Source organism: Psychroflexus gondwanensis ACAM 44, assembly GCF_000355905.1.
Lineage (GTDB): Bacteria > Bacteroidota > Bacteroidia > Flavobacteriales > Flavobacteriaceae > Psychroflexus > Psychroflexus gondwanensis.
Window position 1 is genome coordinate 1 of sequence record NZ_APLF01000026.1, and the last position, 11,782, is coordinate 11,782.

Here is an 11,782-nt window from a genome sequence, read left to right on the forward strand (position 1 = left end):
ACGAGGTGTTTTTGCCAGGTTAAAGTTAAGTTACAAAATGCAATTGTGTTAATTAAGTCCGACAGGATTTTCGTCAAAATCATTATGCACTTTTAACCAATTAATTGTAAATGTTGGTAGGAAACGTATGGTGTCAAAAATATTTTATAATGTAAATTATAATTTACAAAATAAGCTATATTTGTAAAATGTATTTTGTGTTATGACAAAAAAGAAAATGTTGATATTACCAAAAGCAAGAAGACTTCTTGATGAAATGGGTGAGAATATTAAGCTTGCACGCTTGAGAAGAAAACTCAGTGCTGAACAAGTAGCTGAACGTGCAAATATGAGCAGGCCAACTTTGTCGGCAATTGAGAAAGGCAAGCCAACGGTGAGTATGGGTTCGTATTTTTTGGTTTTACAAGTGTTGGGGTTAGAAAAAGACTTTCTTTTTCTTGCTAAGGATGACGAATTAGGAAGGAAATTACAAGATGCTAGCATTAGTACAAACGGGAGAGCACAGAAACAAAGAGATAAAAATGGCACTTTGTCCACTAACACCACTTTGTCCTTTAGCAAAATTAGAATGTTCTGATGGATATAGATGTGGTTACAATCGTGGATTTAAAGCTGCTAGAAAATAATGAAACCACATAATCGAGTATGCAAAGGAGAATCGGAAGGTTCAAATTAAACTCTGTTTCAAATTTATTAATTCAAAAATTTAAGTCTTCTATATGACTTTTTAGCGATAAGAATGTCCGCCCCAAATTCTAGTTCAAGAGCTTTGTGTTAGTTTTTCATTCAGTTTTTTTATTAATTGGAGTTTCTAAATCAGAAGAGAATTCAAAAAATCTTCCATCCTATTTGAATAGACAGTATTACAAAGCTCTTTCACCAATATAATCATCAAACAAAACTCACCTTTTAATATAGACGTTTATTTAAAAATCATTATTTGGGCTTTTCATAAAACAATCAAACACAGCAGTGTTTAGAGACAATCGATGAAGATGAAGATTTTCGATATTTTTTTCAATAAAATCCCAATCCCAATCAAAAAAGGTATTACTCGATAAGTCAAACCAAGAAAACTTATATGGATATTTTTTTAAAAACTCTTGGGTAATGTTTAGTCTGGTGACATGACCATATTTCCAATCGAATCTTTTAGGATTATCAAGTATATATTTCATGCTTATCATGTCTTTATTTTTATAGATTAAAAGCTGATTTGCGAAGTCAATTTTATCTTTGTGGTTATGAAAAAATATTGGATTTATATGTATCATAGACTTGCTAAGACTCTCAAATGAGATATGTTTTAAATACTTATCAACTAAAAAGTAGTTAACTCTGTTATCCTCACACATAATTAAAAAATTAATAATTTGAGAATAGATAAGGTCGAACCTCTTGAATACGGGATTCATCTTAAACTCTATTCTAGGTTTTAAAAATTCTTCAATTTCAATATTCCATTCAAGCTTTGGATTAACCATAAAATACTTCCAATTCCAATTTTCATAATTTGGATTTTTTAAGATTGTATAAAAAAAAGAAGGGTTTTTTGATAAGGTTTGAAAACTCAATTTATCTTTAAACTTGTGGATGAAGCTTGCATTTGTGGGTAAAGATTTATTTGTTGATAATAAATTCCAATTCCACAAGTCTTCATATCTAGTCACAATTTCATCAGACTGCTTGAAGTTAAAAGTCCTCGACAATCTATCCCAGTCTAAATTCTCTTTATGATGATCTATAAAGTCAAGTTGATTATCAACCAAATTTAAGACAAGTCTATTTTTATTAAACCTATCACTGTATAAGTTTAGAATGTCTTTCGAAGGGAAAAAGCTTTTAGAAAGATCAATACTAGAGAAGTCAATTAAGTCTTCATACTTTTTAAAGAAATCTATAGATAAATCAATTTTAGACAATTTCCATATGGCAGTCCAATCTAGTTCTTTCTTAAAGCAATCCAGTAACTCTTCATCCCAAACAATATGCTTATTATCCATTAAATAATAGCGATCAAAATTGAGTTTATCTTTATTTTCAATCAGCTCCTTTTTACTGAATGGATAAAATTTTGAAACTAAGTTTGTTTTTAAATCTTCAAGCTTAAATAACATATTATTCAAGGGTTAAATCATTTTGTATGAATACTTTCTTTGTAATAAAAAGCCGCTTATTCTACTCAAAAAAACTAATAAATAACTCTTACTGTGATTTTTTGAGAATTGATTATTTAGAATTATAGTATAGATTTTTATAAATAATACCTCTTACTAAAGGAGTTTACATAAATCTTAATTATCACCCACCTGTCTATTATTTTAGCGAGTCATATTCCTTTTACTTTGTTTGATACGAATTAAATTATCTGCTTTTTTTCTTTCGAAACCTCACAACTATTCTAACATAGATCAAAAATGAACTTATAAGTGCTAATGGATATAGAACACAAAAAATGATAAAATTCACTTCATAATAAGACAAATTAAATAAATTGGCTAAATTGATTATGAAATCTGTGCAGTAGATATAGACATATATGCCTGATTCTACTAATTGCTTCATTACCTCTGAAAATTTCATTTCTTATTTTTTAATCTTTTGGTTTTAATATTTAAATCAATAGCTTTTAAGATGAAATACAAAATTAAAAGTGGAATAAGAAGTACCAAAAAGACAATATTAGCCACACCATAATTTCCAGTGCTATGTAATAAGTTGATTATTCCAAAATACGTAGGATCGGTATATTCAAAATAGGGCTTTAATGTTTTTACATGATTATTCTTACAGTAAGTTGTATCGTTGTGACACGCCCACGTACATTTGTCTTTTACTGGTTTTGATATATTCATAGTTTTATAACCATGAATTACTCCAGCTTGGTTATTAGTTGTTGAACGAATGGTTTCATTAACAATGAGCATCAGCACATAAGGGCTACAGATCAAAAAGAGGAAAATAACTGTCTTTTTCATAAACCTATAATTCATATTATCTTTTTAATTTGTCTTCTTATTTAATTATTCCAAGTGTATTTTTTATACATACCTATAGGGGCGTAGTTGAAAATAAATTTATTTTTTAAAATGAAAATCATCTAATACGTTCCCTTTTATAATCGAACGTATTAAAAAATTTGTTTTGGTTTTAACTATTCCAAATGACTTATGCTCTTTGTAGATTATCCATTCTTTATCATAATGAACTACAGATGGGGTTTTGTCTATAGTATCATTTATTTTGCCAAATACAAATCTGTAAACCAATGCCTCTACTTCATTTAAAGTTAAATCATCTATGAAACATAACTTATCACCCTTTATGAAAACGACATATTGAAATAGTGATTTTCTATTTTTAAGAATTTCTTTTTTATCTAATTTTCTCAACTCAATAATCGCAGCTAAAGCAGCTAAATAAATATGAAGTAGACTATTAACTTCAAATGCTTCCACTTCTGAGTTATATAATTGAATTAATTTTTCATCTGTTTCTTTGCAAAGATTAATACAAAATGAATCAAATATTTTCTGTTTCTCTTCCTTAGATAAGTGGCTACTTCTTTTTAATAAATTCCTCATTTATTGAATGTTTAAGTATTATATTTTTCTACTCTTATATCTAAATTCACTGTGATTTCAAGTATTTAACTTTTAAAAGCTATCTCTCACTAATTCCAAGGTGTAATGGTAATAGTTGAATTAAAATTACCAAAATGGTCATAAGAACTAGTTGACGATGCTGTCGTTTCTCCATTGCTATTAGAAAATGTAGTATTTACATTATTAAAATAATCTAATGAAGAAGAACTCTGACCTACAGTGTTTCCATTAGTGTCTTGATAGTTCACATTGTAATTGTTAAAATAATCTATAGAACCTGCTGATGTGCTCGTTGTATTCCCGTAGGTGTCATAGGAAGTAGTATTGTCGTTACCAAAATAATCTACACTTGATGAAGACGTTCCCATTGTAGCCCCACTAGAATCATAATAGGTGGTATTATCATTACCAAAATAATCTGTAGACATTTTACTTGTAGCTATAGTATTTCCATGACTATTGGAGTAAACTGTATTGGTATTACCAAAATAATCTACGCTTGAAGTGGCATTGTAAGTTTGTGAAAAGGCTACTGTGAGTCCTAAAGTAAAAAAGATTGCTGTTGTGAAAATGGTTTTCATGATTAAGGTTTTTAAAGTGTTATTAATATTTATACACTCCTTAATGCAACTATCTTAAAAAGGTAACCCAAGAATAATTATTTTTATTCTAATAAAATAAAAGAAGCCCAATAATACGGTTCATATTTCTCCGACATTGAAATTTGTGCTTGTTTTAGCGAATGATATATTGAATTACCTTCTATATAATTTTTATAAAACAGAGTAAAAAGTTCAGATGTTTCTTTATCAGGAACCTTCCATAAACTTACTATCTGTTTTTTAACTCCACTTAATTCCAATGCTCTTTGAAGACCAAATATACCTTCTGAACCTTTATAATCTCCTTTACCAGTGTCACAAGCTGAAAGAACCATCAAATCTACGTTAGATAGATCCATACTGCTTAATTCCTTTGCTGTAACAATTCCGTCATTAGCATAACTTAAATCATTTTTTAAATTTTGAGATAACAATATACCGCTGCGATTCATAGAATCATCTATAGAAATATTTGTTACATTTCTATCCATCAAATTAACATCAGCACTTGTGTAATAAAATCCATGAGTTGCAATGTGAATAAAATTAAATGCTATTCCATTTAATTTGCGCAAATTAGTTTCACTTGCTTCATCATCGTAAAGCACGAGACATTCTTGCTGATTTGCTGCTAAAACGGTCTTAATTTCATCTACTTCTTTAAATGTATAAGGAAGGGGCGGAAAAAATCCATTTTGTAAATTATTTTTGATACTGTTAGTTACAGACGAAAAACTACGGGTTCTATTTGATAAATTAATACTACTAAAATCTACACCTCCAAATGCTATGTTTCTTTTTGAATCATCATAATAACCTTCATGTAATTCAATGATATTTTTAGTACTACTAACTAAACGAATATCATTCTTTGAACTAATGAATAATGATGGCAAAGCAATAGAGCTAAGATCTCCTGATAGGGATAAAAAGATTTTTGACCCTGGTTTAATGAAATCCTTTAAAGGATTCCATATTAATCCTCGCAACCCTACATTCTCATCTTTGGTTTTATATAATAAGTTGTTTCTTAATACAATATCTCCTTGTATATCAAGAATATCCTCTAACTTATTTTGATTGAAAAGCTCAATTCGAACTGGCCACTCTAGTTCATTATTAAGAACTAAAGCAAAATATTTTTTAGAAAATTCACCATTTTTCTTTAAATAATCTGTTGTTAATATTTCAATCGCATATTCATCTTTATCTAAACAGTTCTGAATTAATAGATAATTCGAATCCTGATTATAATACAATGGTAGATTATAATCCTCAATTATGGAATATAAGAACTCCTTTTCCTTCACATTAATACTAATTGAATCATTAAAATTAATAGATGAATTCAACAATTCGGCATATGCTTTTTTTATTTCATTAGGAAGCTCGTTTATTAATTCATTCACCTCTTTATTAGCATTGAGGGCGGTTTTATTAAATCTAAGAATATTATTGTACAAAGAAATATTTGATTGTGGACTATTATTCTTGAGATAGTAACTATTAATAATATTAATTTCATTTTCAACTTTTGACACATAGGTTTCTTTTGCTCTAGAAGTTGAGAAGAAAAGTTTCAAATTAAGTCTTTCAAAAATTAGTTGTTCAGCTTCTTTAACCATAGTTAAATCAACTTCATCACCTAAAGAAATATGTGCCAATAAGACCTTTAAATATACATCCCTTAACTCCTGTTTCTCATACTCTATTAAACCATGTAAATTTTTAAATACTTTCTTTGCCTTGTTTAGAAAGCCATTATGTTTATAAAAATCACCTAATTCTATTAAAGCTTCACAAAAGGATACTGAGTTTTCTCCTTTAGATTCTCGAAGGATTTCAACCTGTTCTATTAATAGCCTCTCAGCTTCATCTAATAAGTTTTTATCATCATTATCAAAAAAAAATGATGATGATTTTATTAAATTTAGTGCTTTTAAGTCTTTATAATTTAACCCCCGAGAATAAGCATAAATAAAAAAATTCGCCTTGGTTGATAATAGGATAGCAAAAATGTTAGGGTCTTCAGAAATATCCAAAGAAATTAATTCAGCATAGGTTTTTCTTGCTGCATTATACTTATTCATTTTAATTTCTATACCTACTTTAGTATTTATTAGAAACTGGTAATTCTTATCTTTTTTAAGTTCGCTATTTTCGTAGGATTTTAAAATAGAGTTTAATATTAGTTCACTTTCTTCCAAATCTCTTGATCGCATCGAACTAACCAGAAATATTGTCAAACTTTGAATCTTATATGACAAATCTTTATCTGAAAAACCACTATACAGTTTTTCTACTTCAAAAAACAGTTTTTCGGAGGCCTCATAATCACCTTGTAATTCACGAATGTTGGCCAAGGCCATTTTAGGAAAAACTAAATATTCATCTTGATTTTCAAAGTAACTCTCAGAACCTATTAAACTCAACGCTTCCTTATATTTTTTCTCAGCTTGCCCCAAATCTTGCATGGTACTTTCAATACACATTGCCAAGTTTATAGTAGACGCATATTTTTTATCAAGCCTTACATTTTTAGCAATAGTTGTTTTTGAATAAAGATGAGATAAAATAAAGAAAACTGACGGATAGGAAGTGTTACGATATTTTTCATATGCATTCTCTGAAAATTCTATTGCATTAACAAACTCTCCTTTTTTAAGCATTTTCTCACTTTGCTCTAAATAACTATATTTATCAGACATTATAGAAGTAAACCAAAATGACCCATAATTGTAGTAGAGCCCATTGATGACTATAGCAAAAATTATAAATAACAGAACCCCTATACCATTTAATAATTTTTTGAAATTAAACTTTCCTTTGAATAAAGAGTATAAGTAATTCAATATTAAAAGAACAATAACAACAATGACCACTAATAACAAAATACAGAATAGCAATACCCTTATAACTTCAATAAAATAATTAAACCCCCAAAAGCCTTCAGGTGAAGCTATATACCAAGCTAAATGAATTATTATTATTATAAAATACACTACGACTAATAATAAAATTATGTTCATAGAGCTTTTAATACTTTCAATAATTGAGCTTCTTGAAATCATAATCTAAAACCATTTCATTTTTCTTAATATTTTTTCAGATTCAGATTGGTACTTACCTGGTTTCCTTGCTATAGAATTGAGTAATTTCTTGCCTTCACCCCTTTTATTAATCTTAATAAAGAGCATAGCTAATTGAAAATCAACATCTTCTAATAATAAAGAATTTTCTATTTTTTTTAATTCTATCAAATTGTCTAAGGCTTTTTTCTCATCTCCTGAATAAGCTTGAGAGATAGCTAGGAAAAATAGTAATTGATTATTACTTTTATTTTCAATATCTAAATTTAATAATTTCTCTTTAGCAGCAAGCATTTCGTGACTACCTACTAAATAAATAGCCTCTTTAGCTTTTTTAGATTCTCTTGCGGTTAAACCTTTAAAATTATATTCTTTACCTCGTAAACCACTATTCAACTTGGATTTTAATATACCTCCATTCAATATATTTTCAAAGACTTTATTATTATACGCGAATTCTTCTATTATTTGATTATCAGACATTTTATTTGGTTGCCATAATACTAATCCTATAAAAAAAATAGCTGCTATGGCTATATATTTAGCATAAAAAGACCTCTTTGAATTAAGTTTTTTTGTTTTGATTTCATCCTCGGCATTCCACTCTTCAAAGTTTCTCTTCAAATCATCACGTGATTTTTTTTTTAGAGCCGCTTCAATCAATTTATCTGGAATTAATTGATCAGCATTTTTGTTATCTATTAATTCATCTAAAAGAATCTCTCTTCCCAGTGCCGCCGTTGCTTTAGGTAAATTGTTTATGAATTTAATATTAGATATAAAAAGGGGAAGGGTTCTAATTAATTTAATCAAAGGATTTTGGTCATCTAAATGCTCATTTTGTTCTGCAATTTCCATAAAGAATAGATCTCTCCAGCTTAGAACATCTTCTTTTGATTTATTTTTTTTAATTAAAGCATTTTCAATTAAATCTTTATAAATATCATCCGATTCTATAAAAAGCCTCCCTATTTGAAACCACTCATATTCAGCTTCGCTATTAAAAGTAAGCTCGTATGTGTTTTTTGTTATTTCAGTTATGACTTTCATTTTAATTTCTTTCAAATTGTAGCGCTATATCTTTTAATCTTTTCTGACATTTTGCTTTTTGGTTTTTGGCATTTTTTGCATTCGTGTAAGTGAACCTTGATGCTATCTCCTCCATGCTTGCTTTTTGATACCAGAACATAGTTAGAATTTCGGCGCAATTACCACCTTTATTTCTCATTACTGCAAAAGCTTTATTAATGGCCTTTTCATATGGACTTTCATTGGTGATTTCTTCTAGCACATCTGTTACTTGATCACTATAATCTAGATTTTCTATATCTCGATCTGTTGTTTTATAAAGTTTTTGTTCTTTTCTGAACCCTTCAAGTGCCATGTTTCTGCACACAGAATTTAAATAGGTTTGAATAGACGATGTTAATTTAAAATCAGGATCCTCTAATTTTTCATACAAGACTATAACTGCATCATTAAACACCGTAAACATTTTAGTGTCATCCATACTTTGAGATCCAAAACATTTTGCCATAAAGGCAAAACATTTAGGTTTACAAATCTTGTACATTTGCTTTAGCTTGTTTTTATCCTGTCTTAATTCTATCAATTCTTTACTATCCATCCTTATCTTAAAACTCGTTATAAATCTTTAAAGGTAATATTTTAGAATGTTAATAGCTGCAGTTATCTTTTTCCTGCTCTTTTAATAGGATAAATAGGTAATTTATACATAAGGTCTCCCATAGTTGTCTCTATTTGATATGCGATAAACACACCTGTTCTACGTAGCTTAGATATATTCCCTCTAGCGATTTTTATACCTTCAGTACAAGATCCTATTTGTCTTATCTCATCTGGAAAATCTAATGAATAGTTATGCGGATTATTGTATACTTTTAATATTGCTTTCATGATAGTAGTTTGTTTAATTAATGATAGAATTAAGTTCGGATAAAATTTGACTTTTTGTACTGTAGTTGATGAATAAAGGATGGGTATTTGCGCTTTGCTTTATCCATTTATTCCAAAAATATTTGACCTTTGAAATTTGGTACAAGTCACTAGCTTCCTTGCTTTTTATTCCCGTAACTATCCAGGTAGCTTTAAAATCTAATGAGATAGGTAAGATGCCTATATCCTTATTTTTCGCTTCTAGTTTCCAATCATTTCCGTTTAAATCCTTTAAAAAATTAGTGCCCGTAAAATGATTATTTTGCTCTATTACATGATTATTATTTTCAAAGTCCAGGTAACCATCTGTCATTATTATAATCGTGTTATCATATCCAGCACTAGTCAGATTCTCTTTATTATTATTTAAAAAAGACCATAAATCCACACCTGCATAATCGGAGTGTTTCTTACCTAGAACAGCTTCTTTCTTAAGTTTTTCTAGAGTAGAAGTCAATATAGATTCTAGCTTTTCTAGTCGTTTGTTCTTATCTTTTATGCTCAATTGATCTAATCTTAATTGAAGTATATTTTCATAATAATTAAGATCTAAAGAACTTCCTTTTTGAGGTATTATTTTTAAGACAAATCGATCTTTTGAGGTGATGATAAGATTCTGTTTGGCTTTCTTTTTAAATTTTTTAAAGATCAATTCAATTTGTGCGAAATCATAAGATAACTGATTTTGATTCAGCACTCGATCACTTAGATCTAGGATGATTGTATAATTTATAGGTTTCCTTTTTGAAAGGTTTTCTGAAGTATTCTCTTCATTCGCAAAAGCGAGACTAAACAAACCATTTATTATAATTATTGTTAATAATGTGTAACTTTTCATGATATTTATTTTTTAGAGTTTATAATTTAGTTGAGTGAAGAAATTGTTTTGAAATTTTCTTCCATAAATGTTTTGTATATATTTTCACATTCTACTTTCTCAGCGCCTATCTCTGATGAGCCATTTAAGAACTGTCTCCATCCTATGTAAAAACTATTTAAACTTTTAGACAAGACTTCTGGGTTAATCATCGTGTCATTCAAACTCTTCATAAGTAATCCTATTCTGCTTTCGAGCATCTCTACTTTAGACTGTAACTCTACAATTTGTTCCTCATATTTATTGATCATCTGGTTTACTTCCTTAATTTGCTCTCTTATCAAATTGATATTGCGTTGTGCTATTTTTTTAGGATTTTTCTTAGTCTTTTCTTCATTCATTAATTGATACATGTAACCAAAGACCAAATATGCCAGATATCCAAAAGCTAGAACCAAATAGAAGTTTTCACTGGCCCAAAAGTCCCAATTTTCTTCTCCGATTCCAGCCATTACTTTAATTTCATGAATGGATTTATCTATTTTATAGGCAAGTAATGCATCTACAATTAAGGTTCCTAAAAGAAAGCCAGCTATTTTTAGTGTGCGGTATGAGCCTTTTATAGTGTGAGGAATGATCCCTAAGGCAAAGAAGAGGAAAGAACCTAAGTAAACGATTATCAAATTAGGAGATGGATTTAAAATTCCATTCATATCAAATATGGAACCTATCACCATTGCTAGGTCATCACCAGATGTTTCTACCAGTAACCCTGCACTCCTAAAGAACGCTGAGTAAATAGTTGAAGCATAAAAGAAGATTAAGTACACTGCTAGTACAATGGTAAGTCCTGTGTATAAATAGTAGTTGGTACTTTGAAATCCCGTCTCTAGCATTTCATTGTCTAAATCGTTCTGAATGTCGGCAATGCTATTATTTAAATTAGTGCGGTCTTGATTCTTATTTGGGATTTGAACTTGTTCTATCACCTTTTTCTCTGCAATAACTTTTTGCTTATCGTCTTTTTTATCTTCAATTTTTGCTTCAAGTGATTTTCTCTTTTCATTAGTTTCCTGCTCGTTATAATTTTCATCTACCACAAAGCCGTCTTTAATCCAATTCAGAAATGTTTTTAAAGAAGTAGCGTCTCCTCTATTTAATCCCGATTGAAGATGTCCATAGTTTGAAAAACTTTTAACTCTGGTAATATTACTATTGGTCTGTTTAGATTTTTGAGCTTCTTCTGGTTTTGAAGAATTGATTCCTTTAGTTTTGTTTTTAAGTGCCTCCATTATTAGTTGTTTTTAATTGATTACAACCCTTAATGTGATATTAGTGAAAAGGTAACCTCGAAAGAATTAAAAAATAAATAGAACTTACTAATTTCATTCAAACGGAATATTTTCCAAAATAAAAAAAACAGAATTAGGTCTTCCTCTTCGTTTTGATAAGAAAGGGAATCTATCAACTTTCAAATCATTTTTTAGGATAAGTAAAATCTTCAAATTTCTCTAATTCAAATAGCAGACTGTTTGATATTTTTTCAAGCTCCTCTACTAAGAAAAGCTTCACAGAAATGTGAGGCTTTTTTTTATTTTAAGAGTTATTGGGCGAGAAGTTTATCCTGAGCGAAGTGCAACGGAGTCGAAGGGAGTCCAGTCCCCGCTACTAAGAAAAGCTTCACAGAAATGTGAGGCTTTTTTTTTAAGAGTT

At 29.0% G+C, this 11,782-nt stretch carries 11 protein-coding genes; 1 reads left to right on the forward strand and 10 read right to left on the reverse strand.

Annotation, left to right across the window (positions count from 1 at the left end; translation table 11 throughout):
- Positions 1–202: 202 nt before the first annotated feature.
- On the forward strand, positions 203–577 hold the full coding sequence (locus PGOND44_RS14340) for a helix-turn-helix domain-containing protein (RefSeq protein WP_236612008.1): 375 nt from the start codon (positions 203–205) through the stop codon (positions 575–577).
- Between the two features lie 349 nt (positions 578–926).
- Here PGOND44_RS14340 and PGOND44_RS14345 read toward each other — a convergent pair whose 3' ends face one another.
- From PGOND44_RS14345 to PGOND44_RS14390, 10 genes are all read right to left on the reverse strand, one after another.
- A complete protein-coding gene (locus PGOND44_RS14345) occupies positions 927–2,117 on the reverse strand; it encodes a hypothetical protein (protein ID WP_003445106.1) in 1,191 nt (396 codons plus the stop codon).
- A 462-nt stretch (positions 2,118–2,579) separates the two neighbouring features.
- Positions 2,580–2,978 (reverse strand): hypothetical protein, encoded by a 399-nt coding sequence (locus PGOND44_RS14350; RefSeq protein WP_147228572.1) that lies wholly within the window; start codon positions 2,976–2,978, stop codon positions 2,580–2,582.
- A 99-nt stretch (positions 2,979–3,077) separates the two neighbouring features.
- Positions 3,078–3,584: a hypothetical protein gene (locus tag PGOND44_RS14355; RefSeq protein WP_003445111.1), complete on the reverse strand. Its 507-nt coding sequence runs from the start codon at positions 3,582–3,584 to the stop codon at positions 3,078–3,080.
- Positions 3,585–3,673: 89 nt separating this feature from the next.
- The gene (locus tag PGOND44_RS14360) at positions 3,674–4,186 is read right to left on the reverse strand and encodes a hypothetical protein (RefSeq protein ID WP_003445114.1); all 513 of its coding nucleotides are present in this window, start codon (positions 4,184–4,186) and stop codon (positions 3,674–3,676) included.
- A gap of 83 nt (positions 4,187–4,269) precedes the next feature.
- Positions 4,270–7,236 carry a CHAT domain-containing protein gene (locus PGOND44_RS14365; protein WP_162138438.1) on the reverse strand — a complete coding sequence of 989 codons (2,967 nt, stop codon included), beginning with the start codon at positions 7,234–7,236 and terminating at the stop codon, positions 4,270–4,272.
- Positions 7,237–7,281: 45 nt separating this feature from the next.
- On the reverse strand, positions 7,282–8,361 hold the full coding sequence (locus PGOND44_RS14370) for a hypothetical protein (protein ID WP_003445119.1): 1,080 nt from the start codon (positions 8,359–8,361) through the stop codon (positions 7,282–7,284).
- Positions 8,348–8,923, reverse strand: coding sequence for an RNA polymerase sigma factor (locus PGOND44_RS14375; protein ID WP_003445120.1), 576 nt, complete (start codon positions 8,921–8,923; stop codon positions 8,348–8,350). Before PGOND44_RS14375 ends, PGOND44_RS14370 begins: the two co-directional genes overlap by 14 nt.
- 62 nt (positions 8,924–8,985) lie before the next feature.
- Positions 8,986–9,213, reverse strand: a complete 228-nt coding sequence (locus PGOND44_RS14380) for a hypothetical protein (RefSeq protein WP_003445122.1) — start codon at positions 9,211–9,213, stop codon at positions 8,986–8,988.
- A 13-nt stretch (positions 9,214–9,226) separates the two neighbouring features.
- Positions 9,227–10,090: a hypothetical protein gene (locus PGOND44_RS14385; RefSeq protein WP_003445124.1), complete on the reverse strand. Its 864-nt coding sequence runs from the start codon at positions 10,088–10,090 to the stop codon at positions 9,227–9,229.
- A gap of 26 nt (positions 10,091–10,116) precedes the next feature.
- Positions 10,117–11,361 carry a hypothetical protein gene (locus PGOND44_RS14390; RefSeq protein ID WP_003445126.1) on the reverse strand — a complete coding sequence of 415 codons (1,245 nt, stop codon included), beginning with the start codon at positions 11,359–11,361 and terminating at the stop codon, positions 10,117–10,119.
- Positions 11,362–11,782 lie beyond the last annotated feature (421 nt).

Coding starts and splice junctions, on each gene's coding strand:
- PGOND44_RS14340 (WP_236612008.1), top strand. CDS start 203: ATGACAAAAAAGAAAATGTTGATATTACCAAAAGCAAGAAGACTTCTT.
- PGOND44_RS14345 (WP_003445106.1), bottom strand. CDS start 2,117: ATGTTATTTAAGCTTGAAGATTTAAAAACAAACTTAGTTTCAAAATTT.
- PGOND44_RS14350 (WP_147228572.1), bottom strand. CDS start 2,978: ATGAAAAAGACAGTTATTTTCCTCTTTTTGATCTGTAGCCCTTATGTG.
- PGOND44_RS14355 (WP_003445111.1), bottom strand. CDS start 3,584: ATGAGGAATTTATTAAAAAGAAGTAGCCACTTATCTAAGGAAGAGAAA.
- PGOND44_RS14360 (WP_003445114.1), bottom strand. CDS start 4,186: ATGAAAACCATTTTCACAACAGCAATCTTTTTTACTTTAGGACTCACA.
- PGOND44_RS14365 (WP_162138438.1), bottom strand. CDS start 7,236: ATGAACATAATTTTATTATTAGTCGTAGTGTATTTTATAATAATAATA.
- PGOND44_RS14375 (WP_003445120.1), bottom strand. CDS start 8,923: ATGGATAGTAAAGAATTGATAGAATTAAGACAGGATAAAAACAAGCTA.
- PGOND44_RS14380 (WP_003445122.1), bottom strand. CDS start 9,213: ATGAAAGCAATATTAAAAGTATACAATAATCCGCATAACTATTCATTA.
- PGOND44_RS14385 (WP_003445124.1), bottom strand. CDS start 10,090: ATGAAAAGTTACACATTATTAACAATAATTATAATAAATGGTTTGTTT.
- PGOND44_RS14390 (WP_003445126.1), bottom strand. CDS start 11,361: ATGGAGGCACTTAAAAACAAAACTAAAGGAATCAATTCTTCAAAACCA.